Here is a 24,508-nt window from a genome sequence, read left to right as displayed (position 1 = left end):
GCGCTAAAGCGGCCCCGATAATGGCTCAACTTTTCCACACAATGTGACGGGATGACGACGCGCCAAGCCATCGGGAGCCAGCATCGCTGAACAGGCGGCTCCGTGCCGGAACGTCCCCGTCGTGACCGACCACGAGGGAGCCATGTCCTTGAGCGAAGCCAACGCCTTCGATCGTGCAGTCACTGCCGGGCGCCTACGCTGCCCCCCGGGCCTGACCGACATTGCCGAAATTGACGATGCCGATCACGGGCCGGTTGAAACCGGCACCCCGACCATCGCGGAACCCGATTTCGGCCACCTCTACGGCCGCTCGCCAGTGATGCGGGCGCTGTACAGCCAGATCGGCAAGGTGTCGAACACGCTGGCCACCGTGCTCATCATGGGCGAGTCAGGCACCGGCAAAGAGCTGATCGCGAACACCGTGCATGACATGAGTGCACGTGCCGACCAGGCCTTCATTGCCGTCAACTGCGGCGCCATTTCGCCCAACCTGATCGAGTCCGAGCTGTTCGGCCACGAGAAGGGCAGCTTTACCGGCGCGGCGCAGCGCCATATCGGCTACTTCGAGCACGCCAGCGGTGGCACCATCTTCCTGGACGAGATCACCGAGATGCCGGTGGAGATGCAGGTCAAGCTGCTGCGCGTGCTGGAGAGCGGCGTCTTCATGCGCGTGGGCGGCACAGAGCCGATCCAGACGCGCGCGCGCATCATTGCGGCCACCAACCGCAACTTGATGGAAGCCGTGGCCGACGGCGCCTTTCGTGAAGACCTGATGTACCGCCTGGCCGTGGTGCCACTGCACGTGCCGCCGCTGCGCGAGCGCGACGACGACATCGAAGAGCTGGCCCTGCATTTCCTGGCGCAGTTCAATGCTGCGCATCAGACCGACAAGGTGTTCTCGCGCGCGGCACTCGGCGCGTTGCGCAACCATGCATGGCCGGGCAACGTGCGCGAGCTGCGCAATGCGGTGCACCGCGGCTACATCCTCGGCGAGAAGACCATCGAACTGACCGCCCCGCTGGCATCGCCGCGCGGCCCTGCACAGCCCAGCGTCAAGGAAGGTGTGCTGAGCCTGTCGGTGGGCGTGACGCTGGCCGATGCGCAACGCACGCTGATCCTGGCCACGCTGGAGCACTTTCATGGTGACAAGCGCCAGGCGGCCAAGACGCTGGGCGTGAGCCTCAAGACGCTCTACAACCGGCTCGACCTCTACCAGACCACGGCCACCGCCGGCATGGCGGCCTGATCCGGCGCTTCCTCGACGTCGCATACCGTACACCGTACGCATCCGCGCTGAACGCATCAGCGCGGATGCGTGTGCGTGCGCTCGCCCGGGTGCTCATGCGGCGCACGGCGTGGCACGGGTTCCGCTGTTTTCTGCGCTGCGGATCCCGTTCGGTCCGCCTGCGGTAGCGTCAAAGATTGGACTCGCATGGCGGGTCTCCTCATGTGTGGTTCGTTGGACGGATCGGCTACTGGCTTTGCTTGGCCGCGCCCGACGAATCACCCGCACTGGCGCTGCCCGATCCGCCTGACTTGCTCGAAGACTTCGCGTGGTGCGACTTCTTCTGCCTGGCCTTTGGCTTGGCGCCTTCGGCATTGCCGTCAGCAGGCATGGCATCCGTGGCCGCCTTGGGCGCATTGGTGGGCGCATCTGCCGGAGCGGGGTTGGTCTGGGCCTGGGCTGTTGTCATCCCGAGGGCCAGGATGGTGCCCGCGAGGGCGGCAGTCAGCGTGCGTGATTGCATCGGTTTCTCCTTACGTGTGGCGGTGATGGAACGCGAAGCCGGCGTGCAGCCGGTTTCCCGGTCACCGCAGCAACGCATGTACCTGCCGTGCCACCCATTGCCATAGCGCGATGCGGCCCGCGTGCACGCACAACACTGTCATGTGCCGGCAACACTGCGCATATAAAAACGACATGACCATGTAGAAACGGCGTGTCTGCCGCCTGCAAAGCCTTGTCGCAACTGCGTTTTCTGACATGGCACACGCTTTGCATCGATGGAGAGTCATGTCGGTCGCAAGACCGGCGCCCACTCACCCGAAGGAGGCAAGGCGAATGATCAAGGCCGCTCTCGAAATGCGTGCGAAGCAGCATCTCGCGCTGACGCCGCGACTGCAGCAGTCCGTGAAGCTGTTGCAGTTGTCCGCCAACGAATTTGCGCAGGAAATGCAAGAAGCGCTCGCCAGCAACCCGTTCCTGGAAGAGGTCGAACACGAGGCGGGCGCGCAGGCCCAGGCCGGTGGCATTGCTCGTACGGGTGAAGTGCCGGCATCCATCGAGTCGGACGGTGCGATCGCTGATACCTCGCACGCCGATGCAACGCCGCTGGAGACCACCACCAGCGCCATCGAAACCGATCCGGCCATCGCCGCATCGGAAGAATTTCCTGCAGACTTCAGCACCTATTACAACCACAACGGCAGCCACCATGGCGATGGTGAAGACAGCGACATCGGCGAGTGGGTACACGCCACGCCAAGCCTGCGCGAACACCTGCACGAAGAGTTGCTGAGCTACCGCCTGTCGGACCGCGACCGTGTACTGGCGCAGACCGTGGTTGAAGCGCTGGACGACGACGGCTACCTGCGCCAGTTGCTCTCTGAGTTGATCCCGCTGGCACCCGTGGAGCCCGTGCCCACCGAGAAGGAAATGCAGATCGCGCTGGCGCTGGTGCAGAGCCTGGACCCGCCGGGCGTGGCGGCGCGCGATCTGTCCGAATGCCTGCGCCTGCAGATCGAGGCGCGCCCGGCAGATACCGATGCCGAAGAACGCATTCAGGAGATCGCACAAGACATCGTGCACAGCCATTTGCCGCGCCTGGCCAAGCGCGAGTTCGTGCAGATGCGCCGCGCACTCAATTGCACCGAGGAGGAACTGCGCGACGCCTGTGCACTGATCCGCGCGCTGGACCCGCGCCCGGGGCAGCGCTTCTCTCAAACGCATGCGGGCTACATCGTGCCGGATGTGTTTGTCACCAAGATCAAGGGCAAATGGGTGGCTGTCACCAATCCGGCGGTGGCGCCGTGCGCGCGCATCAACAAGGTCTACGCCGAACTCTTTGCGCAGACGCGCGGCCACAGTCGCACGCCACTGGCGCACCAGTTGCAGGAAGCACGCTGGCTGATCCGCAACGCGCAGCAGCGCTTTGCCACCATTCAGCGCGTGGCCGAGGCCATCGTCGCGCACCAGAAGCACTTTCTGGAATACGGCGAGGTGGCGATGAAGCCGCTGGTGCTGCGCGACGTGGCCGAAGAGCTTGGCCTGCATGAGTCGACCATCTCGCGCGCCACCGGCAACAAGTACATGGCCACGCCGCGCGGCATCTTCGAGTTCAAGCATTTCTTCTCACGCCAGCTCGCCACCGACACAGGCGGTGCATGTTCGGCGGCAGCGGTGCGGGCGCTGCTCAAGGAAATGATCGAAGCCGAAGATGCCGATGCGCCGCTCTCCGATGTGTCGCTCGCCAAGATGCTGGCTGAGCAAGGTGTGATCGTTGCGCGCCGCACGGTGTCGAAGTATCGCGGGCTGATGCGCATTGCACCGGCCGAGTTGCGCCGCCAGGCCTGACCACGCACCCCACCAACAGGACGCCCGTGCGCAAGCTGCCAAACCATCACGCTCACCCCGACCACGCGGACGACGCGGTAACCTCGTCGTCGCACCTGGTCGATGTGACGATGTTCTGGGCGGCGGAATGCGACGGCGTCAAACACAACCTGCGCGCCCATCGCACGCGATAGCCCCAAAGCAGACGAGCCCATCCACCATGTCGCGCTATCTGGTCATTGCCATGCACGATGTCACGCCAGCTACCTGGCCGGCGTGCATGGCCTTGCTTTCTGCGTTGGATGAAGTCTGCCCGGTGCCGAAATCGCTACTGGTGATTCCCAACTACCATCAGGCACCCACCGCACGCAACAGCGAGCGCTTCTGCCGCCTGATGACCGAGCGCCTGGCCCTTGGCGATGAACTCGTCCTGCACGGCTACGCACACCTGGACGACCAGCCCCCCGGCGGATTCGTCGACCAGTTGATTCGCACACGCTATACGGCGGGTGAAGGTGAGTTTTCGGCGATTCCGCTGGCAACTGCGCGTGCACGCATGCAAGCCGGTGCCGCCTGGTTTGCTGCCAACGGCTGGCCGCTGCATGGCTTTGTCGCGCCGGCATGGCTGATGAATGCAGCCACGTGGCAAGCACTTGATGCGCTACCGCTGCGCTACACGACGACACTGCAGCGCTTCTTCCTGCTGCACCCGACGCGCGCGCTGAAAGCGCCCTGCCTGACCTACAGCGTGCAGACCAACGCGCGCCGGCTGGTGTCGCGCTACTACTTGCGTTGGCTGACGCGGCAGCATGCCAACACGCCGCTGCTGCGCCTGGGCCTGCATCCGGCGGATGCCGCCTATCCAGACGTCATCCGTCATTGGCAAGACCTGCTGGCCACTTGCCTGGAAACACGCACGCCGGTCACCAAGAACGGCTTTGCGCAGGTGTTTGCGCAGGCGTTGATGGGCGGACCAGAAACCGGCGTCGCCGGTCGCCCGCTGACGTCGTATTAGAACAACCAAGCCGCCGGGGGCCTACAGCCGCGCCAGCACGCGCAACGTGCGCACCAGATCGTGCGGCGATACCGGCTTGACCAGGTGCTCGTGAAAGCCGCTCGCCAGCGCGCGCACGCGGTCATCCGGCTGCGCAAAAGCCGTCAAGGCGATGGCCTCGATCGGTGCTGCGCCGGCGGGCAAGCGCTGGCGCTCCCACCAACGGACCTTCTGCAGGATCACGTAGCCGTCTTCATCGGGCAGCGCGATGTCGCACACCATCACCTGCGGGCGCGCCGATGGCCCCCACGCCTCAAGCTGCAGGATGGCTTCCTGGCCGGAGCCGACGCTGCCTACATCCGCTCCAACCTGCGTCAGCAACGTTGCCAGCGCATCGCGTGCGTCCTGTTGATCGTCGATCAGCAACACGCGCAAACTGGCCAGTGAGGGCAGCGGCCCGTCGCGCACCGGGTCTTCCGCCAGCGGCGCGGTCAACTCGGCGCCGGCGTGCAGCGGCAGGTAGACGGTGAAGGTCGCACCGCGGTGTTCGCCATCGCTGTGCGCATGCAGGCGACCACCATGCAGCTCAGTCAAGCGCTTGACCAGCGCAAGCCCGAGGCCCAGTCCGCCGGCACGCCGCGTGTGCGAGTCATCCGCCTGGCGAAATGGGTCGAACAGGTACGGCACGAACGCCGGCGCAATGCCCCGGCCGTTGTCGCGCACCACGATGCGGGCCACCTCGCCCACCAGCTCGGCCGACAACCAGACGTCGCCACCTTCCGGTGTGAACTTGATGGCGTTGGTCAGCAGGTTCCAGACGATCTGCTGGATGCGGTCGGCATCGCCGTCGATCTCGTGCGCCTCCAGCGCGGAGGAGGTGTGTAAGGTGATATGGCGATCGGCGGCCAATGCGCGCACGCTGTTGAGCGCGCTCTCCAGCGCGGTACGCAGCGTAAAGGGCTCACGCGTCAGGCGCAGCTTGCCGCTCATCACCCGCGTGGCATCGAGCAGATCTTCGATCAACCGTACCTGTTGCTCCACACCGGCCTTGATGCCAGCCAGCGCGCGCTGCATCAACGGCGCCCCGTCGGCAATCTGGTTCTCGAGCACGTAGGCCCAGTTCTGAATGCCATTGAGCGGCGAGCGCAACTCGTGCGACACCACCGCCAGAAACCGATCGCGCGCCAGCGCGGCGGCTTCAGCCTGCGCACGGGCAGCCTGCTCGCGCAGCAGCAGCGCGTTGCGCTCACGCTCGGCCTCGGTGCGTTCGGTCACGTCGTAGACGATCAGCAGCGCAGCCTCCGTGTCGCCAAACCGATCGGCTTCAGGGATCACACGGGCGTTGTAGTGCGTGATGCGCGTGCGCTCCGCATTGGCTTCCAGATGCAGCGTCAAGGTCTGCTCGGTGCCCGTCTCGAATGCCTGGCGTGTTGCCTCATCCAGCGGCCCCGCCACGCTGGCCGGCAACGACGACACGGTCAACGTCTGGCCGGTCATGTCTGCCGGTGTCACGCCAAAGGCTTCGGTCACGGCGCGGTTCACATAAACGCAGCGCAGCTCGCGATCAAGCCGCGCGATCACGTCCGGCGAATTCTCGACCAGCGTGACGAACTCGCGCTCATGGCGAAAGCGCTCACGCTCGACCTCCTTGCGCTCGGTAATGTCCTCCACCACGCAAACAAGCGCATGCACACTGCCGTCTAGGCCGCGCTGCGGCGTGTAAGCGGCATGCACGAAGCGGCGGCCGATATCGCGCGGGTACTCCAGCTCCATTTCGAAATCGACACGGCGGCCGGCAAAGCCTTCAGCCAGTTGGGCCAGCACGCGCGTGTAGGCCGCGTCCCCCATCAGTTCACGCAGATGGCGCCCCAGCACGTCGTCCACCCGCAACCCGAAGCGTTGCGCATACGCGTGGTTGGCAAAGCGCACGCAGTGCCCGATGTCGATCTGCGCCAGCGGAAACGGCACGCTCTCGGTCAGCCATTGCAACTGGAATGTGGACTCGGCGAGCGCAGCCAGCGCCTGTTGATGCTGCGTCACGTCTTCGAGCAGGCCCACAGCGTGGGACGGTACGCCGTGGGTGGGCGGCATCAGGTCGCCACGCTCACGCACACGGCGCTCAAGTTGATCCGCACCGATCCAGCGATACTCAAGCGCGAAACCCTGCCCATGTGCCAAGCCCATCCAGGCAGTGCGCAGCGCAGCGTGATCATCCGGATGGACGTACACCAGCCAGTGCTCGCGGGCACCGCACAGGGTGTCGGGCTGCACACCCCAACTCTGGGCGGTGGCACTCACGTGCAGCCGTGTTCCCCTCAGGGGATCGTCAACCCAGAACACGTCGAGATGCCGGCTACCACCGGGCACGGGTGCCGCGGGCTGCGTGCCGTGCAGTGTTGCCGACAGGTTGACTGCGGATTCGCTCATCCCACCCCCTTGGGCAGCCGGACGTCTGCCGACACGTGAACATCGCTCCCCTGGATAGCAGGTTTCGTTCCCGAGCCAGCACAGGCGAGGCGTGCCCGTTGTTGGCGAGTACCCGCGCATGCGAATGCGCTTACTTTGACGGCAGTTCGGAGGCCGTCTGCGAAGCGCCGTTGGCCTGCGCCACCAGCACCCGAATGGCGTTTGGCGTGACCGCCCCCACACCGCCGGCAGGCAGTGTGGTGATCAGCCAGTCTGCGTTGTTGGCCAGGCTGAACGGTTGCGAAGCGAAGATGACGTTCTTCGTGCCCGCCGTCGTCACGCTCACCTGGTACGTACCCCCATCCAGATAGATCGAGTCCTGCGTGCTGACCGGCGATGCGGCCCCATATGCCGCACCGCCCATGGTTGGTGAAAGGGCGGTGATATCAGCATTTGGCGCGGTCACATACACGTCAACGTTGTTCGCGTTGTACGACGCGTTGAAGGTACGCACGCGTGCCTTGTCCGAGAGAATCGACTTGTTGTACGGGTCATCGATGATCGACAGGCTGGTGGCGGTGCCAGTGGCCGCGACGATTGCCAGTGCGGTATAGCGATGTCCGTTGGCCGGGGAGAAACTCGCCGTAGCGAGCGGTGCCGAGGTACCGGCGCTCGTCACGGTCGCAACGGTCGATACCGAATCGATCCCGAAATAGCTGCTGACGCTCTTGAAGCCGACGTTGGCAATCTTGACGGTACCGTTCACGTCAAAGTCGACGTTCTGGATGAACGGGTTGGCATGCACCGTGCGGTACTGCGGCGCGCTGGTGCCGATGATCTGGCCGATGTCATCATCGCCACCGCCGCACGCCGTCAGCACACCCAGTGAGCCTAATGCAAGCACGGCGGCAATCTTCCTGATCTGATTCTTCATGGTCTTCAACCTCGGAGGAGAATGGTTCTGAGCGGGTGATCACCTTGCAGCGCACCCGCGTGTGTCGTTGTCCAATGCGACGCTTCCATACCGAGCACGGCGCGTGCCCGCGGCGATTGAATCCGCCCTCCAATGACACGCTTGCCGCTGTGTCCCTACGCGCCTCGCTATACTTGCGCGATCCACCTCACCCTCGTGCACGACGCGTTCCAGCATGTCCGAACCGCGCCCGGCAGACGCCGCGCCTCCTCCCGAGAAAGCCGCCTCCCAGGCGGATCTGCAAGCATTCGCGCAAGATCGCGAACGTGTGCAGGCGTGGCTCGACGCACGGGCAACGGGTGCGCGCGCGGTGGGGGCGTCAACGCTGTCGCAGTACCGTGTGGAAGCGGAGCGCGTGTGCTGGTATGCACGCACGTTCGGCAAGCCAATCGCCCGTTGGCTCCGCGACGACGCCGTCGCCTATCTGCGCTTTTTGCAAGAACCACCTGCCTGGGCGATCAGTGCGCGTGGCATCGAACGTGACGATGCCAACTGGACACCGCTGCGCGGCGCGCTCTCGCCACGCTCCACTCGCCAGAGCAGCGTGATCGCAGCCAACCTGTGCGGCTGGCTACAACGCACCGGCTATCTGCGCACGAACCCGTTTCTCGACGACGACGCGATCGTCATCACCGTACCGGAGCCGAGCACGACATCCGCCGCACCATCGGTACCGCAGGCGGCCGTCGAGTCCGAAGCCTCGCTGAGCGCCGCCGACATGACGCTGCTGGTGGATGCGGTGCGCGCACGCGTGGCGTTGGGCCGTGAAGCCCGCCTGCGCCAGGCACGCGATCGCTTCCTCGCCGAGTTGCTTGCACATGCGGGGCTGCGCGTTTCGGAACTCGTGAGCGCACGGATGGGCGATGTCGCGCTGCATGCCGTACCCACGGCGCAAGCGCCATCCGATGACGCGCTGCCGGCATCCGTCTGGTTGCTGGCGGTCGGCAGCGGGCGTACACAGCGGTGGCTACCGTGCGATGCGTTGATGGTCACGCTGCGCGAGTACCGCACCGCGTTCGGTCTATCGCCGCTGCCGTTGCCCGACGAAGCCACGCCGCTGCTGCTGTCGATCCGCAAACGCTCACCGCGCCGCGCCGACGGCAGCATCATCGATTCCCCCGCGCTGCGCCGCGATTTTGGTGAGCGCAAGGGCATTGCTTCACGCTCACAACTGCTGCAGATCGTGAAAGGCATGCTGGTCGAAGCTGCGGACTACGCACGCGCCCTCGGCCAGACCGAAGCCGCGACGCGTCTGGCGAATGCCTCGCTGCGCGGTGTTCGCGGCGCGCACCTACGCGAGCGGCTTGCCGCTGGCGAGGCCGCAGCCGACGTGGCCCATGCACTTGGCCTGGCGGCGTTGCCGACTGCCGCTGCACGAGCACGTGAAGCTGATCTGACCACCAGCATCGCCAAAGCGGCACGCAAACTGGCCACACCGTCGGCCTGACATTCCTCCACATATCACGCAGAAACGGGTACGCATTGCGTGCGTTTGGCGTGTCTGATCAGATCGTTGAGACCGATTGTCGGGAGGATTCTCGCAACAGTTGTCGCTCACATCGTCCGCAGAATTGGGTACGCTCTGCTGCGTCATCGTCGACATCGTTACGCAGAAACGGGTACGCCAGCGCTCAAAGTTGCACGCAGAAACGGGTACGCTTTTGGCTCACGGGCATAAAAAACGCAGACCCGAAGGTCCGCGTTGTCTGATTGCCGGTCGCCAGCACAGCGTGCTCAGTGCCCGCCCGAGAGGTAGAAGAAACGGAACAGGAACACCGCCGAGATGATCCACACGATGATCGGCACTTCGCGCATGCGGCCCGTGAACAACTTCAGGCCCGAGTACGTGATAAAGCCGAACGCGACACCGTTGGCGATCGAGTAGGTGAACGGCATCATCAGTGCGGTCAGCACGGCCGGCACCGCCTCGGTCGTGTCTTCCCAGTTCAGGTCGACCAGCTCGCGCAACATCAGGCACGACACGTACAGCAACGCGGGCGCCGTCGCATAGGCAGGCACCACGCCGGCCAGCGGCGAGAAGAACAGGCACAGCAGGAACAGCGCGGCCACCGTCAGCGCGGTCAGGCCCGTGCGGCCACCGGCCTGCACACCCGAGGCGCTTTCGATATACGCGGTGGTGGACGACGTGCCCAAGAGCGAGCCGGCCATGATGGCTGTGCTATCCGCGAGCAGCGCCTTGTTCAGGCGGTCCATCTTGCCCTGCTTGAGCAAGCCCGCGCGGTTGGCCACCCCCATCAGCGTGCCCGTGGCATCAAACAGCTCCACCAGGAAGAACACCAGCACCACATTCAGGATGCCCACCGACAGCGCGCCCATGATGTCGAGCTGCAGCAGCGTGGGCGCCAGCGACGGCGGCATCGACACCACGCCGTGGAACGTGTTGCCGGCAAAGAAGAAGCTCGCCACCGTCACGGCCAGGATGCCGATCAGGATGGCGCCTTTCACGCGCAGGTGGTCCAGCGTCACGATCACGAAGAAGCCGATCACCGCCAGGATGACCGAAGGCTGGTGCACGTCGCCCAGCGTCACCAGCGTCGCCGGATGACCGACGATCAGCCCCGCGCCGCGCAGCGACACGATGCCCAGGAACAGCCCGATGCCCGCCGTGATCGCCACCCGGATCGAATGCGGAATCCCGTTGACGATCATCTCGCGGATGCGGAACACGCTCACCAACAGGAACAGGCAGCCCGAGATGAACACCGCGCCCAGCGCCGCCTGCCACGAAAAGCCCATGCCCTTGACCACGGCGTACGCAAAGTACGCGTTCAGGCCCATGCCCGGCGCCATGGCGATCGGGTAGTTGGCGTACATCCCCATGATCATCGTGCCGATCGCCGCCGCGATACAGGTGGCAACGAATACGGCATCGTGCGGCATGCCCGCGTCGGCCAGGATGTTCGGGTTGACGAAGATGATGTACGCCATCGTGAGGAACGTCGTCAGCCCGGCAAGCACTTCCGTGCGGACGTCGGTCTGGTGTTCCTCGAGCTTGAAAGTGCGCGCGAGCCAATTCATGCAGGTTGTCTCCTCTTGTTGTGAAGGGTCATCGCTGGCCAGCCCAAGGAAGAGCAGGGGCCCCCGATGCACGCCCACCATGGGGCGAGGCCACTCTGAACAAGATTCCGGCACACCGAAGCGTGCCGGTCGGAATGCGGTGCATTCGGATGGAATGATGGAAAACGTGCCAGAGCAGTACTTACCGCCTGGCGCGCGGGATGCGCATCATGCCCGAAACGTGGACGGTCTGCACGCACCTGTCCATCAGCCCGAATGCGGTTCGCCGCGCCGCACAAACCGTACCCATTTCTGCGAGACCGCGATGCCCTGCGATCCGGCTGGCAATTGGCGTACCCGTTTCTGCGCACACCTTCGCAGAAACGGGTACGTGCCACACAATTCAGGGCACCTTATCTCCTCAAAACCCAGGCAATGACTCGGCGTACCTGTTTCTGCGGGGATCCGCAAAGTAAGCCGTACCCGTTTCTGCGGCACAGCGCGAGCTCTCGTGCGAACGAAGCGAACTCATTTCTGCGAGAACGTGTCGGGCAGGGCGTACCAATTTCTGCGGGGAAAGGTGACCGTCCACCCAGGGAAGCGCGAACCTGTTTCTGCGCCCCTTCCCGCAGAAACAGGTTCGCTCGTCGTGCAGACACGCGAGGCAAGCCATTGGCTAATAAGGCTTTTTACCCGCAGAAACAGGTACGGCGGCGCGAAGTGGCGCTCACCCGATGGGCCCACCTCCAAGCGGTGTACCCCAAGTTTCAGCGATGAAAGTTGTGCCTCCCGATACCGACGACCGCTTCCGGGACCTCGGCATGCCTACCGCCGCTGATTCGCACTTCGCAGAAACAGGTACGCACAAGTTGGAGGGGGACACCTCGAAGCGGGCACTCGCTTCTTCATAGGCCTAAGTAGAACAGGGCTGCCTGCAAGCGTATGGCTTGGCAGTACGCAGAATTGGGTACGCCCCAATGCGAATGACACGCCGATCGGATCGCAGAAACAGGTACGCTTTGGACCAACGCAAGCCGTTCTGGCCGCAAGCACGGTCTTTTCACCCGCAGAAACGGGTACGCTTCGCCCAAAACGCGCAGGAGTTCTGCCATTCACCGGCGTTTTCTGTGGATAACACTGTGGACAACCTCATGTTGTCCCCGCAGAAATGGGGACGGGCTTTGCGCAGAAGCGGGTACGGTTTCGCGCAGAAGCGGGTACGCAACCACGCAGAATCAGGTTCGCACCTTCGCAGAATCGGGTACAAAACACCCCCCTCAACCCAATGCTGACAAGGCTTTGCGGGGCGCGTATACGGTTTACCTGTAGTAAACGTAGAAGGTATAGATAACTTGTAGTGAGGAAAGGTCTTCCGTGGACAACCCTTCAGGTTGCCCACCGATGCCCTTCCCGCGACAACGAGTGAAAATCAGAGAACGTACCCAATTCTGCGTGACAAGCCGAAGGCGTTTTAGTACAAAGGCTCTGAACAAATCCTGCTCACCATGGTCACCAAACGCCTTACACCCAACGGGAAGTCGGACGACAATTCGCCCGGCCGCATCATCGTCCCCTCGGGAGGGCAAGTCATTGCCGCACCGGAGAAATTTCAGCGCCTGTTCGATGAAGCCCAGGCAATGGAACGCGAAGACGCGTGGCAGAGCGGCGAAGTCGGCTTCCTCAGCCGTGCCAGCGTGCAAGTCACTCTCCCCTACCGGGCGCCCAAGGGCTCGCCGCCCGTCTGGACGCGCTCGAGCGGCAATATCTCGCTGATGATTCAGCCTGGGTACTTCACCCAGCAGCGCTCTGAACGGGCCACCAATGGGCGGCAGCGCATCGTCTCGGAGACGGTCTCCTTTGGCTATCCCTACGGCTCGTATCCACGGCTGATGCTCGCCTGGATCGGCAAGGAGATCATGGCCAAGAAAAAGCGGGGGGAATTCCAGGGAACGGTGGAAGACCGGCGCATCTCGCTTGGTAACTCGCTGTCGGAGTTCATGTACAACCTGGGCATTCCGATGGCCACGGGTGGCAAGCGGGGCACCATGACCTTGGTGCGCCAGCAAATGATCCGCCTGTTCTCGGCGACGATTGCGATCGTGCAGAACAAGTCGGCGCCGAGCCAGAACCAGAATCAGGAACCACTATCGATCGACCGTATCGGCTACCTGCTGGCAGATCAACTGTCGACCTGGTGGGACCCGATGCAGCCGGGCCAGGGCTCGATGTTCGAGAGCTTCGTGGTGTTGTCCGAACCGTTCTTCAACGAGCTCGTGAATCGCCCAGTGCCGGTAGACATGCGCGCGTTGAAAGCGCTCAAACAATCGCCGTTTGCGCTCGATGTGTATTCGTGGCTCACGTACCGCTTTTTCACGATCCAGAAGCGTACAGAGATCCCGTGGGAAGCGCTGCAGATGCAGTTTGGTACTGAGACCGAGAGCGAGCGGAAATTCCGTGCACTGTTCCGCAAGGCCTTGAAGGATGTGCTGGTGGTGTACCCGGATGCCAAGGTGGATGCGGATTCGTCGAAGGCGCTGATCCTGCAACCATCGCGCACCAGTGTGCGAAAGCTAGCCTGAAGCAGAACGAACTGTTTGCTGCGAGCAAAAAGAAAGGGGAGCCGAAGCTCCCCTTTTTCATTTCAGGCCGTCAGCCTGAAATGCTTATTCCGGCTTGATCGCCGAGGCTTGCAGACCCTTCGGGCCTTGCTTCACCTCAAACGAGACCTTCTGGCCGTCCTTCAAGGTCTTGAAGCCCGAACCTTGAATTTCGGAGAAGTGCGCGAACAGATCTGCGCCGCCGCCGTCCGGAGTGATGAAGCCGAAGCCTTTGGTTTCGTTAAACCATTTGACAGTACCCGAGGCCATGCAAAAATTCCTTTAAAAAAACAAAAAATACAAGTCATCCAGCCGATCCGGACATCGCACGAAGAGTCCGGCTGATTCCGAATCCTGCGTAGACAAAGTCTTCAGACGACTGTCTAAGCATCATAACCAGTTTGGGGCACAGTGTCGATGGCCGGCATTTCTGCGCAATGTCGCTTTTCCGCACGCACTGGTAAACACCTAGAAAGTGCGCAAGTACCGGGGCAAACGCAGAACGTTATGCGCTGAAGACGGCATTTACATCTCAATTTAAGTGGATTGAACTCCGCTTGCATCTAGCGGCGCGCGTTTCTCTATTTATATAAATTAAATTTTATTGATCTTGTGTTTTCGCAATCTCTTCCCTAAGATGGGCGCTACTGACTTTCAGCGCTGAAAGTGGAGGACCAGTGAGCGCCAAGATCGTAACGGTATTTAATCAGAAGGGCGGGTGCGGCAAGACGACGGTCAGCATGCACATCGCTGGAACCCTTGGCCTGCGCGGCAGTAAGACGCTGCTGGTCGACATGGATGAACAGGGTACGGCTACCCGGTGGGCTGCACAGGCGTCAGATGAAAAGCCGTTCCCCGCTTCGGTGATCGGCCTTGCCCCGTCGGGCGGTGCGATGCATCGGGAAGTTCGCAAGTTTGTCGGTGACTACGACTACATCGTGGTCGATTGTCCGCCAGCAGTGCATTCTCCCTCCTCGTCCAGTGCGTTGTTGATTTCCGACATCGCCTTGATTCCAGTCGTACCCTCACCGCCAGATCTCTGGGCCGCAGTTGCTGCCAAGGCGCTCGCGCAGCAGGCGCAGGTGACTAACGAAACACTGCGGATTCGCGTGTTGGCCAACATGGTTCAGCGACGGGTATCGCTCGCCAAGCAAGCAATTGAAATTCTTGGTGACGATGGTGATATCCCATTAATGAATTCCATGATTGGCTCTCGCTCGGCATTCCGGGAGTGCCAGGCAATCGGTGCGACGGTACACGGCGTACAAGGTGCGAGAGATGCAGTCAATGAGATCGACATCTTGGTCGACGAGGTGTTGCAGTTGTTGCAGGAGGAACGCGCATGAGCGCGAAGTTGAAATCGCTCAAGGATGGGATGCTGGCAGGTATCGCGGCAGAGAAAACCAAAGCGACTCCGGTTGATCGGTTTGCGTTGGCTGAGCAGGCCATCACCTCGCATCCGCGCGGCCTGCTTGGGCAGCCGGCGGCCCCCGCTTTCAGCGCTGAAAGTCCGGCGCCCGCGAATACTTCTGAGCGCCGCGTCATCAAGGTCCCGCTGGAGCGCCTGCAGGAAAACCCGCTCAACGCCCGGCGTATCTACGATCCGCAGATCGTGCAGGAACGGGCGGCTTCGATTGCCACGCACGGCCAGCAGACGCCTGGCTTGGCGGCCCCCGATCCTGCTAGGCCTGGCTGGTATGTCCTGATCGATGGCCACTACCGCAAGCGGGCACTGGCCGCCGCGGGCAAGGCCGAGATGGACTGCTTCATTGAGGATGGCCTGTCGGATATCGACTTTTACCGATTGTCGTTTGTGCTGAACGAGCAACGTTCAGGGCAGTCGGTCCTCGACAATGCCATCGCCTGGCGGCAGTTACTGGACGAAGGAAAAGTTAAAAAAGAAGAAGATATTTGTGAGATTACTGGTGTGTCAGCCGGTACGGTCAACAAGACCCTGGCTCTGCTGAAGCTGCCGGAAACCGTGCTCGACGTTATGAAGGAACGCCCTGCGGGGATCGGGATTGCGACCGGCTACGAGTTGACGTTGTACTTCAAGAGCGCTGGAGAGGAGCGCACACGCGAGCTGGTGCATCGGGTACTGGAAGAAGGTCTGTCCAGCCGCGATGTTGAGCAGATCCGAAAAGTGGCCCAGGAAGGGCGTACCCGGAAGGTCAAGGAAGTCAGCCGCCAGTACAAGATTCGCAGCAGCGAAGGTGATCTTCTCGGCACAATCAAGGAATGGGATTCCGGCCGCGTCATGTTGGATGTGAAGCTGGAAGATCGGGCTTCTCGCGAGTCCCTGGTGGAAGCGCTGAAAAGTCGCTTCGGCTTGGATATCGCACTGCTGTAACCACCGCCTCAGATCATCAGAAGCGCCCCTTGGGGCGCTTTTTTTTTTGCCCATTCGCCAGCACGCCGATTCCCAAGAGGGGAGGGCGTACCCATTTCTGCGCCCCCGAAGCCCGCATGCGCAATGGTTCAGCAAGACGCACTGCACCGCTGAAAGCGCTTCCGCAAACGCATTCCGAAGGCTCTTTCGACTGTCCTTGGCATGATAACGCCGCTACAACTATAAAAATCTGTTATATAAATAATGACTTGTTAAATGCAGATATTGATGTTTTTAACCCTTGATGTATACTGTATGGACATCAGAACCATCAATTATGGCCAGACCCGGTCTCCATTTCTCGCCCGAACAGCAATCGCAGATCGTTGATGCGATCCAGCGTCTGGATGTCGCCTTCCCGCATGACAACGCGGTATTCCTCGATGAGGTGATTGAGGCGATTCACGTTGTGACACGCCGCGTATATGGCGCACGCCGATATGCTCAGTGGTTAGCTGAAGCTGGCGTACAACGCCGGCCAAGCAATACAACGCTGCAGAAGGCGGTGGATCGTGCGCGAGGCCGCGGTGACACGTCTGCAGGCCCTGCTGCTGACGCCGTATCGCCGTGGCCGATCCCGTGGACGCACGCAGAAACGGGTACGCCCCAGGCGCTAACCGGCCACTCCGCCCGCGAAGAGCGTGATCGGGTGGCATCACGTGCAATCGGTGCACCGGGCGCCGGTGCCGAGTGGATGGAGGCGCGCATCCGCGCCGAGGTGGCCGAACGTGCGCTGGAGCACGAAGCCGCGCGCAACCGACAACTGCAGGCGGCAATGGCGGATCTGGAGCGGCGCCTTGGCGAGGCGCTGGCGACGGCACCGGCTACCCCGCCCAAGCTGACGGACGAAACGCTTGAGCGCCTGGAGCAGACTTTTGAGACCGTCACGCGGCTGGAAGGCGCAGCCAGCGCGCTGGCCGGCACCGAGCGCTTCCTGCGCCTGCAGAACGACGCGGTGCGCCAACAGACGCAAAACGAAGCTGATCAGCTGCGCCAGCGCATCCGCACGCTGGAAGCAGAGGTGACGCAACTGCGTACTCAGATCGACGCCTATCGCCGCGCGCCCGAACGCGCCGCGCCGGTCTCGCGCGGCTGGGTCAAGCCATCTTCCTGATGCGCTGTTGGCGTGTACTTACTGGCCTGCTGCGCCGCAAACGGGTGTCAGTGGTCTCGCAGAATTGGGTACGCTTTTCAACTTTCGGCGCTGAAAGTTGGCTCGGCCGACTTGCAATCGGTTGTAGGAAAGGCGCGCCGGATAGCGCTCGAATGCGCTCGTGAACTGACCATCCCGCTCCGCTAAAGGGCTGAGCCGTAGGCATATGACTTGCTCGTGACGCTACGTCTCACCGATGGAGTTGTCATGAACGAGAAGATCACCAAGGCCGTGTTTCCCGTGGCGGGGCTCGGTACGCGCTTTCTGCCCGCCACCAAGGCCAGCCCGAAAGAGATGTTGCCGATTGTCGATAAACCGTTGATTCAATATGCGGTGGAAGAGGCGGCAGCTGCGGGTATTACGGAGATGATCTTCATCACCGGCCGCGCCAAACGCGCGATTGAAGACCACTTTGACAAGGCGTACGAGCTGGAATCAGAGTTAGCGGTCAAGAACAAGCACGCGCTGCTGGAGATGGTGCAGTCGATCAAGCCGCCCGGCGTCGCGTGTTTCTATGTGCGCCAGCCTGAAACGCTGGGGCTGGGCCACGCGGTACTGAGCGCGCAGAAACTGGTACGCGACGAACCCTTTGCCGTGATCCTGGCGGACGATCTGCTGGACCACCAGCCGCCCGTCATGCAGCAGATGACTGAGCTGTACGACCACTATCGCTGCTCGATCGTTGGCGTGGAGACGATTGCGCCGCAGGCGACACGTTCGTACGGTGTGGTGGCGGGCCGTGAATGGGATGACCGCCTGGTCAGGCTCGACGGTATTGTCGAGAAGCCCGCGCCGGAGAAGGCGCCGTCCAACCTGGGTGTCGTTGGGCGCTACATCCTCACGCCGCGCATCTTCGATCATCTGCGTAGCCTGAAGCCCGGGGCAGGCGGTGAACTGCAGTTGACCGATGCCATCCAGAGCTTGCTCGCTGAAGAGCAGGTCCTGGCGTATCGCTATCGCGGCCAGCGCTTCGACTGCGGCAGCAAGCTCGGCTACCTACAGGCCACGGTAGAGTTTGCGCTGCGCCATCCGGAAGTGCGTGCTGACTTTGCGGCCTATCTGGCCGCGCGCATGGATCTGCAACCTGCGCAGGAAACGGTGGATGAAGTAGACCCGCTGGTGCGCGACACCATCCCGTTGGGCGTGGCCGCCTGACGTTCCGTAACGATTGCCCTTGGTCGACCGTGCGGGTTTTCGCACAGCCTGCGTGGCCGATTCTGGAAAACCGCACACTTTCCTTGTCCTCGTTGATCCGGCGATCTCCCGCAAAGCCTTGCCCCAAAGGCGTTTGCGGCGGATCGCTGTGCCTGCCTTCCGCATGGAATGCTTCTTGAGTAAGAGCGACCACCTATTAACCGGCGGGCTTCGACAGCACCGCCGCAACGCTCCAAGGAGACACCATGACGCAGCCCCAGGCTGGCGCGGTTCCGGGCACCCTCGCGCCGACGGACACCCCCACTAAAGACACCCCCGCAGATGTGCGTCGCCGTCTGCGTTCCATTTTCTCCGGCTCGGTCGGCAATCTGGTCGAGTGGTACGACTGGTATGTGTACTCGGCGTTTGCGCTGTACTTTGCCAAGTCGTTCTTCCCCAAAGGTGACCAGACCGCGCAGTTGCTGAATACCGCTGCGGTGTTTGCCGTCGGCTTTCTGGCTCGCCCGGTGGGCGGCTGGCTGATGGGCATCTACGCTGATCGCTACGGCCGCAAGCGCGCGCTGTTCTTCTCGGTGGTGCTGATGTGCATGGGCTCGCTCATCATTGCGCTCACGCCGAGCTACGCGACCATCGGCGTTGCGGCACCGGTGCTGCTGGTGCTGGCGCGCCTGCTGCAGGGCCTGTCGGTGGGCGGGGAGTACGGTACGTCCGCCACCTACTTGAGCGAAGTCGCCAACAAGGAAAACCGCGGCTTCTTCTCCAGCTTCCAGTACGTCACGCTCATCGCTGGGCAACTGGTGGCGCTGGCGTTGCTGATCGTGCTGCAGCAGTTCGTGCTCACGCATGAGCAACTGGAGGCATGGGGCTGGCGCATTCCGTTCTTCATCGGCGCGCTGTGTGCGCTGATTGCGATGCGCATGCGCTCGCACATGGAAGAGACGCAGTCGTTCACCGCTGCGAAGGACAACAAGAAGCGCGGCACGCTGGCCGAACTCGCCAAGCATCCGCGTGCGGTGGCTACCGTCGTGGGCCTGACGCTGGGCGGCACGGTCGCGTTCTACACGTACTCGATCTACATGCAGAAGTTCCTGGCCAACACGGTCGGCCTGTCGAAGGACCAGGCCACGCTGGTGTCCGGCGCCACGCTGCTGCTGTTCGCGATTCTGCAGCCGATCGTGGGCGGATTGTCTGACCGCATTGGCCGTCGTCCGATCCTCATCTCGTTCGGCGTGCTGGGTACGCTCTTCACGGTGCCCATCATGACCGGCATCAGCCAGACCACCAACGTGTGGACGGCCTTCTTCCTGATCATGGCCGCGCTGGTGATCGTTTCGGGCTACACGTCGATCAACGCGGTGGTGAAGGCCGAGCTGTTCCCGGCGGAAGTGCGTGCGCTGGGCGTGGGTCTGCCGTATGCGCTCACGGTGTCGATCTTTGGCGGCACGGCCGAGTACATCGCGCTGTGGCTCAAGCAGGCCGGCCACGAGTCGCTGTTCTACTGGTATGTGACGGGCACGATCTTCATTTCGCTGATGGTGTACGTGTTCATGCGCGATACTCGCAAGCACTCGCGAATCGAACACTGATGCATTCATGACCCAACCCGACGGTCACGCCGACCTTGCCCACCCCGCACGCGGGCGCGGCTGGCGGCTGGCCGTTGCGCTGGCGATGGCCGCGTGCTGCGCGGCGGCAGGGTGGGGCGCCTACGCCATCGCCCTGCAACGCTACGTTGCCACGCGCGCTGAAGAAGCCGGCCAGCGCACCACCTACTACGCGCAGAACCTGCGCAGCACGCTGGCGCGCTATGAATCGTTGCCGCGGCTGGCTGCGCTGGAGCACGTACTGCACGTTGCGCTGCTGCAAGACGCGCAGGCGGGGGACGCCACCATGCGTCGTGCCGCCAATGCCTATCTGAAAGAAGTCCAGGCGGCTACAGATCTGGCCGCCGCTCACCTGATCAATACGACGGGCCTCACGATTGCGGCCAGCAACTGGGATCTGCCGACTTCCTTCGTCGGCCAGAACTACGCGTTTCGCCCGTACTTTGCCGAGGCCATGCGCGAGGGCTTGGGCCGCTTCTACGGTGTAGGCAACACCACCGGCGAGACCGGCTATTTTGTGGCTGCCCCAGTACGCGAAGACGCCAAGCCGATCGGCGTGGTGGTCGTGAAGGTCAACCTGGATGCCTTCGAGGCATCGCTTTCGCGCAGCGGCGACACGGTGCTGCTGGTGGATCGCCACGGCGTCATCTTTCTGTCGTCTGTGCCTGAATGGAAGTACCGCACACTCGGCACGTTGAGCCCCGAACAGCAAACTGCCCTCGACGCGACGCGCCAATATGCGCCGCATTCCCTCACGCCACTCGACACCCAAGCCGGGGGCGTACCCTTTTCTGCGGACCAACCGCCCCAGACCGTACGCGTTGCGCTGCCCGGAAAATCGGCGTCGACACTGCGCGTGCAGTACCGGCCCGTGGGCCTGCTTGGCTGGCAGGTTGCCGTGCTGATTGACCCGCGCGACGAGCAACGCACCGCCCTGGTGGCCGGTGCCAGTGCTGCGTTTGCGATGGCATTGGTCTTCTCCGTGTTCGTTGCGCTGCGCCTGCGTACCCGCCGCCGCGAAGAGCAACGCCGCGCACGCGCTGCCCTGCGCGAAGTCCAACGCGACCTGGAAGCGCGCATTGCCCAGCGCACGGCTGAGCTGACCTCCGCCAACACCGCACTCGCCAGCAAGGTCGAGGCACTCGACGCCGCACAGCGCATCCTGCGCGAAACGCGCGACGCTGCCGTGCAGGCCGGCAAGCTCGCGGTGCTCGGCCAGATGGCCGCCGGCATCACGCACGAACTCAATCAACCGCTTACCGCGCTGACTACGCTGTCCGATAACGCCAATCAACTGGCCGAGCGCGGCCGTATCGACGAGGTGCGCGGCAACCTTACGCACATCAGCCAGCTTGCCGAGCGCATGGGCCGCATCGTTTCGCACATCAAGGCGTTCTCGCGCAAGGGCGCGCGTGGGGATGAGGCGCGCGCTGCAGTGTCGGTGGACGAGACCATCCGCCAGGCGCTGATGCTGGTGGAAACGCGCCGCCGCCAGGTGGGTGTGACGGTGACGGCCCCGCCGGTGCCGCCCGACCTGGCTGTCTGGGCTAACGCCGTGCGGCTGGAGCAGGTGCTCGTCAACCTCATCCGCAACGCCATTGATGCGATGGCCGAGACCTCGCAACCCGAATCCGCCGCCGTGCATGTGCGCGTTGAACCCATCGAGAATTGGGTACGCATCACCGTGCGCGACTTTGGCCCGGGCATCCCCCCCGACGTACTGCCGCGCCTGTTCGAGCCCTTTTTCACCACCAAGGACGACGGCCTGGGCCTTGGGCTCGGGTTGGCAATCTCACTGGCCATCATCGAAGATTTCGGCGGGCGGCTCGTGGGCCAGAATGCCGACGACGGCGCTGGCGGCGCAGAATTCGTCATCGAGCTGGAACGTGTCGTAAAACCGCATGCCTGAAAACGTCTCTCCTGATCTGTCTTCCCCCATCGATCACGCACCTGTCTTCCTGATCGAAGACGACGACGTGGTGCGCCTGGGCTGCGAGCAAGCGCTCACGCTGGCGGACGTGCCGGTGCAGTCGTTTGCCGATGCGGAAAGCGCGCTGGCTGCGCTCGCGACGCAAACGCCTGCCGTGGTCGTGACCGACGTGCGCCTGCCCGGCCGCGACGGCCTGGCCGTACTGCGCGAGATGCTGCAGCACGACCGCCAGTTGCCCGTCATCCTCATCACCGGTCATGGCGATGTGACGATGGCTGTGGCCGCCATGCGTGCTGGTGCGTACGACTTCATGGAGAAGCCGTTTCACTCCGAGCGCCTGGTCGACGTGGTACGGCGCGCGCTGGAAAAGCGCAGGCTCACTTCCGAAAACCTCCGACTGCGTGAGGCGTTACAGGGCCGGCAGGCGTACCCACTGATCGGCCAGAGCCCGGCCATGCAGAACGTGCGCCGGCTCGTCACCGCGCTGGCACCGACCGACGCCGACATCCTCGTCACCGGTGAGACCGGCTCGGGTAAGGAAGTGCTCGCTCGCGCCATTCACGAGGGCAGCCGGCGGCGCGGTCCGTTCGTCGCGCTCAATTGCGCGGCACTGCCCGAATCCGTGTTCGAGAGCGAGATGTTCGGCCACGAGTCGGGCGCCTTCACCGGTGCCAACCGTCGCCGCATCGGCAAGATGGAATACGCCAACGGCGGCACGCTGTTTCTGGACGAGATCGAATCGATGCCGCTGGCCTTGCAGGCGAAGCTGCTGCGTGCCCTGCAGGAGCGCAGCATCGAGCGGCTGGGCAGCAACGCGAGCGTGCCGGTCGATTGCCGCGTGGTGGCCGCGGCCAAGGTGGATCTGAAGGAGGCGTCGGATCGCAGTGCGTTTCGCGCGGACTTGTACTACCGCCTGAACGTTGTATCGATTGCGCTGCCGCCGCTGCGTCAGCGCGCCGAGGACATCCCGCTGCTGATGGCCCACTTTCTGCAGCAGGCCGGCGTGCGCTACGACCGGGCTGCGCCGGATTGGTCCGCGCAGGACATGATGCGCTGGCAACACCACGATTGGCCCGGCAACGTGCGCGAACTCAAGAACGTGGCCGAGCGCTTCTGCCTGGGTCTGGACGATGGCCTCGTCGCAACGGAGGCGAGCCAGCACTCACTGGCCGGCCGCATGATGGCGGTGGAGCGCACCACCATTGAAGAGGCGCTGCGTGCCACCGAAGGCAACGTCGCCCGCGCGGCCGATCTGCTGGCTGTGCCGCGCAAGACGCTGTACGACAAGCTCAATCGGCACGGCATCGAGCCGGATCGCTTCCGATCCAACTAGCGCAGTGACCTAACGCAGCGACCTAACGCAGCGACGATTCGCCTACCTTCCTGCCGCCCTGCGGCGGCCAGCATGTGGCTGCCAGCAGTACGGCCACGACGGCATACACGGCTTCCGTTACCGCCAGCGGCAGCACGTGCACCTGGTACAGCGCGGCGGGCAGGTCGGCCAGCGCGTGCAGCAGAATCGCCAGCACGACCATCGCAAAACGTCGCTGCCGCACCGCGTACCAGACCACTAGCGTCAAGGTGAACTGGATCAGCATCGCCGCGATGCGTTCCACCGCAGCACCCGCAGCCAGCCACGGTGAGAGCTGCGTCAGCATGGCGTGGATCGCGCCGATCATGGATTCAGCGCCACTGGCCGCCAGGCGCGTGTCCAGATCCCCCCGGTTGGCGGCGATGCCGAACATGACCATCTGCGCTTGGGATGCCGTGCCGACCAGCCACGCCTCGATGCCGGCGTGTCCGAGCGCGTAGGCGACGGGAGTGGCCGCATCACCGGGCTTGCGCGTGAGAAAGCGCAGACCCAGCCAGCGGCCAACCTCTTCGAACAGCCCCGCCATCAGTGCGCCGTAGATGACGAACAGTGCGGGTGTGCGCAGCCAATGCGCCGTCACGGGATTGAGCTGCAGCAGATAGACATGCAGCAGGCGCTCCAGCACCAGCGCAAATACGCCAAACACCGCCGCACCCACGAAGATGTCGCGCCACGCCAGGTCAAAGCGCCGGCGCAGCCAGAGCCACGCGCTAATCGGCACGCAGGCGATCAGCAGGGCAGCAAAGGCGTGGGCGGCAAGGGTGGCAAGTGGAACGGTTGGCATGGCGGATGACGCAGATCAGGTTGCCCGCATGCTACCTGAGGGCCGGGCCACGCCCTCGTGCGCCTTCATCGGCCCCAGATGGCGCGATTGTTACAATGTCTGCGGGCGGCAGCAGGTGCCGCGCTTCCTGGCAGGGCAGACGGTCGTGAAACGCATGATGTGGCGGTGGATCTGGGTGTGTGGCGTGGGCATCGGTGTCATCGGCATGGCGGCGCCCGCTCGGGCGGCGCGCTGGCACGAGTACCTGACGACGACGTCGGTGGCGGCCTCGATCGACCGCACTTCGCTGCGCTCGAACCACATCGGCCACAAGACCTTTTTGGCCCGCACCGTGCTCAAGCGGGGGGGAGCGCCGTGCCTATGGCACGCGCTATCGGCCGGGTACGGTGATCCTCTCGCGCCAGGAGATCGACTGCCGTCGCCAGCGCATCCGTCTGGTCGACTACGTGGTGCGCGACCCTGGCGGCGCCACGCTCGACACCGGCAACGCTACCGGCGCGCACTGGATGCGCATCCGGCCGGGCACGCTGGCGGCGCGCTCAGCCGCTTACGTCTGCGCGCGTCGCTAGACCGTTGCGTG

18 protein-coding genes and 1 pseudogene are annotated in these 24,508 nt (G+C 63.4%); 13 read left to right on the top strand and 6 right to left on the bottom strand.

The genetic code is table 11. The features are described from left to right. Positions 1–142 precede the first annotated feature (142 nt). Complete coding sequence (locus F7R11_RS19690; RefSeq protein ID WP_064808531.1) at positions 143–1,246, top strand: sigma-54 interaction domain-containing protein; 1,104 nt, start codon at positions 143–145, stop codon at positions 1,244–1,246. Positions 1,247–1,472: 226 nt separating this feature from the next. Here the strand turns inward: F7R11_RS19690 and F7R11_RS19685 are convergent, their stop codons facing one another. Beyond that, entirely contained in the window at positions 1,473–1,748 is a 276-nt protein-coding gene (locus F7R11_RS19685) for a hypothetical protein (protein ID WP_064808533.1), read from the bottom strand. 314 nt (positions 1,749–2,062) lie between these two features. On the opposite strand from F7R11_RS19685, the gene F7R11_RS19680 reads away from it, so the two are divergent. Together F7R11_RS19680 and F7R11_RS19675 are read left to right on the top strand one after the other, a co-directional pair. After that, positions 2,063–3,574, top strand: a complete 1,512-nt coding sequence (locus F7R11_RS19680; RefSeq protein WP_064808534.1) for an RNA polymerase factor sigma-54 — start codon at positions 2,063–2,065, stop codon at positions 3,572–3,574. 199 nt (positions 3,575–3,773) lie between these two features. Beyond that, a complete protein-coding gene (locus tag F7R11_RS19675; RefSeq protein WP_064808535.1) occupies positions 3,774–4,568 on the top strand; it encodes a DUF2334 domain-containing protein in 795 nt (264 codons plus the stop codon). A gap of 21 nt (positions 4,569–4,589) precedes the next feature. Here the strand turns inward: F7R11_RS19675 and F7R11_RS19670 are convergent, their stop codons facing one another. Then, positions 4,590–6,974 carry a hybrid sensor histidine kinase/response regulator gene (locus F7R11_RS19670; protein WP_064808536.1) on the bottom strand — a complete coding sequence of 795 codons (2,385 nt, stop codon included), beginning with the start codon at positions 6,972–6,974 and terminating at the stop codon, positions 4,590–4,592. A gap of 130 nt (positions 6,975–7,104) precedes the next feature. Next, positions 7,105–7,887, bottom strand: coding sequence for a DUF4397 domain-containing protein (locus F7R11_RS19665; RefSeq protein ID WP_064808537.1), 783 nt, complete (start codon positions 7,885–7,887; stop codon positions 7,105–7,107). A 214-nt stretch (positions 7,888–8,101) separates the two neighbouring features. On the opposite strand from F7R11_RS19665, the gene F7R11_RS19660 reads away from it, so the two are divergent. After that, positions 8,102–9,373 (top strand): site-specific integrase, encoded by a 1,272-nt coding sequence (locus tag F7R11_RS19660; RefSeq protein WP_064808538.1) that lies wholly within the window; start codon positions 8,102–8,104, stop codon positions 9,371–9,373. 287 nt (positions 9,374–9,660) lie between these two features. Here the strand turns inward: F7R11_RS19660 and F7R11_RS19655 are convergent, their stop codons facing one another. After that, on the bottom strand, positions 9,661–10,965 hold the full coding sequence (locus F7R11_RS19655) for an NCS2 family permease (RefSeq protein WP_064808539.1): 1,305 nt from the start codon (positions 10,963–10,965) through the stop codon (positions 9,661–9,663). 1,484 nt (positions 10,966–12,449) lie between these two features. Here F7R11_RS19655 and F7R11_RS19650 point away from each other — a divergent pair. Next, positions 12,450–13,523, top strand: a complete 1,074-nt coding sequence (locus tag F7R11_RS19650) for a replication protein RepA (protein WP_064808540.1) — start codon at positions 12,450–12,452, stop codon at positions 13,521–13,523. 84 nt (positions 13,524–13,607) lie between these two features. On the opposite strand, the gene F7R11_RS19645 is transcribed toward F7R11_RS19650, so the two are convergent. Further along, positions 13,608–13,811, bottom strand: a complete 204-nt coding sequence (locus F7R11_RS19645; RefSeq protein ID WP_021193171.1) for a cold-shock protein — start codon at positions 13,809–13,811, stop codon at positions 13,608–13,610. Positions 13,812–14,218: 407 nt separating this feature from the next. On the opposite strand from F7R11_RS19645, the gene F7R11_RS19640 reads away from it, so the two are divergent. From F7R11_RS19640 to F7R11_RS19610, 7 genes are all read left to right on the top strand, one after another. Then, on the top strand, positions 14,219–14,887 hold the full coding sequence (locus tag F7R11_RS19640) for an AAA family ATPase (protein ID WP_064808541.1): 669 nt from the start codon (positions 14,219–14,221) through the stop codon (positions 14,885–14,887). Next, a complete protein-coding gene (locus F7R11_RS19635; RefSeq protein ID WP_064808542.1) occupies positions 14,884–15,891 on the top strand; it encodes a ParB/RepB/Spo0J family partition protein in 1,008 nt (335 codons plus the stop codon). The genes F7R11_RS19640 and F7R11_RS19635 overlap by 4 nt, the downstream gene beginning before the upstream one ends. Positions 15,892–16,207: 316 nt before the next feature. After that, entirely contained in the window at positions 16,208–17,044 is an 837-nt protein-coding gene (locus F7R11_RS19630; protein ID WP_064808543.1) for a hypothetical protein, read from the top strand. Positions 17,045–17,290: 246 nt separating this feature from the next. Then, complete coding sequence (gene galU / locus F7R11_RS19625) at positions 17,291–18,238, top strand: UTP--glucose-1-phosphate uridylyltransferase GalU (protein WP_082932965.1); 948 nt, start codon at positions 17,291–17,293, stop codon at positions 18,236–18,238. 245 nt (positions 18,239–18,483) lie between these two features. Then, positions 18,484–19,824, top strand: a complete 1,341-nt coding sequence (locus F7R11_RS19620; protein WP_064808544.1) for an MFS transporter — start codon at positions 18,484–18,486, stop codon at positions 19,822–19,824. A gap of 7 nt (positions 19,825–19,831) precedes the next feature. After that, entirely contained in the window at positions 19,832–21,751 is a 1,920-nt protein-coding gene (locus F7R11_RS19615) for a sensor histidine kinase (RefSeq protein ID WP_064808545.1), read from the top strand. Then, positions 21,744–23,105: a sigma-54-dependent transcriptional regulator gene (locus F7R11_RS19610; protein WP_064808546.1), complete on the top strand. Its 1,362-nt coding sequence runs from the start codon at positions 21,744–21,746 to the stop codon at positions 23,103–23,105. Before F7R11_RS19615 ends, F7R11_RS19610 begins: the two co-directional genes overlap by 8 nt. A gap of 22 nt (positions 23,106–23,127) precedes the next feature. On the opposite strand, the gene F7R11_RS19605 is transcribed toward F7R11_RS19610, so the two are convergent. Further along, positions 23,128–23,928: a YhfC family intramembrane metalloprotease gene (locus F7R11_RS19605; protein ID WP_064808547.1), complete on the bottom strand. Its 801-nt coding sequence runs from the start codon at positions 23,926–23,928 to the stop codon at positions 23,128–23,130. A gap of 127 nt (positions 23,929–24,055) precedes the next feature. Here F7R11_RS19605 and F7R11_RS27500 point away from each other — a divergent pair. Further along, a pseudogene (locus tag F7R11_RS27500) lies at positions 24,056–24,497 on the top strand (surface-adhesin E family protein). Positions 24,498–24,508 lie beyond the last annotated feature (11 nt).

Origin of the sequence: Ralstonia insidiosa (assembly GCF_008801405.1) — a bacterium.
In the GTDB taxonomy this organism is placed as follows: domain Bacteria; phylum Pseudomonadota; class Gammaproteobacteria; order Burkholderiales; family Burkholderiaceae; genus Ralstonia; species Ralstonia insidiosa.
Note: the sequence above shows the minus strand (reverse complement) of the source record. Positions and strands in the feature narration are given on the sequence as shown.

Coding starts and splice junctions, on each gene's coding strand:
- F7R11_RS19690 (WP_064808531.1), top strand. CDS start 143: ATGTCCTTGAGCGAAGCCAACGCCTTCGATCGTGCAGTCACTGCCGGG.
- F7R11_RS19685 (WP_064808533.1), bottom strand. CDS start 1,748: ATGCAATCACGCACGCTGACTGCCGCCCTCGCGGGCACCATCCTGGCC.
- F7R11_RS19680 (WP_064808534.1), top strand. CDS start 2,063: ATGATCAAGGCCGCTCTCGAAATGCGTGCGAAGCAGCATCTCGCGCTG.
- F7R11_RS19675 (WP_064808535.1), top strand. CDS start 3,774: ATGTCGCGCTATCTGGTCATTGCCATGCACGATGTCACGCCAGCTACC.
- F7R11_RS19670 (WP_064808536.1), bottom strand. CDS start 6,974: ATGAGCGAATCCGCAGTCAACCTGTCGGCAACACTGCACGGCACGCAG.
- F7R11_RS19665 (WP_064808537.1), bottom strand. CDS start 7,887: ATGAAGAATCAGATCAGGAAGATTGCCGCCGTGCTTGCATTAGGCTCA.
- F7R11_RS19660 (WP_064808538.1), top strand. CDS start 8,102: ATGTCCGAACCGCGCCCGGCAGACGCCGCGCCTCCTCCCGAGAAAGCC.
- F7R11_RS19655 (WP_064808539.1), bottom strand. CDS start 10,965: ATGAATTGGCTCGCGCGCACTTTCAAGCTCGAGGAACACCAGACCGAC.
- F7R11_RS19650 (WP_064808540.1), top strand. CDS start 12,450: ATGGTCACCAAACGCCTTACACCCAACGGGAAGTCGGACGACAATTCG.
- F7R11_RS19645 (WP_021193171.1), bottom strand. CDS start 13,811: ATGGCCTCGGGTACTGTCAAATGGTTTAACGAAACCAAAGGCTTCGGC.
- F7R11_RS19635 (WP_064808542.1), top strand. CDS start 14,884: ATGAGCGCGAAGTTGAAATCGCTCAAGGATGGGATGCTGGCAGGTATC.
- F7R11_RS19630 (WP_064808543.1), top strand. CDS start 16,208: ATGGCCAGACCCGGTCTCCATTTCTCGCCCGAACAGCAATCGCAGATC.
- galU (WP_082932965.1), top strand. CDS start 17,291: ATGAACGAGAAGATCACCAAGGCCGTGTTTCCCGTGGCGGGGCTCGGT.
- F7R11_RS19620 (WP_064808544.1), top strand. CDS start 18,484: ATGACGCAGCCCCAGGCTGGCGCGGTTCCGGGCACCCTCGCGCCGACG.
- F7R11_RS19615 (WP_064808545.1), top strand. CDS start 19,832: ATGACCCAACCCGACGGTCACGCCGACCTTGCCCACCCCGCACGCGGG.
- F7R11_RS19610 (WP_064808546.1), top strand. CDS start 21,744: ATGCCTGAAAACGTCTCTCCTGATCTGTCTTCCCCCATCGATCACGCA.
- F7R11_RS19605 (WP_064808547.1), bottom strand. CDS start 23,928: ATGCCAACCGTTCCACTTGCCACCCTTGCCGCCCACGCCTTTGCTGCC.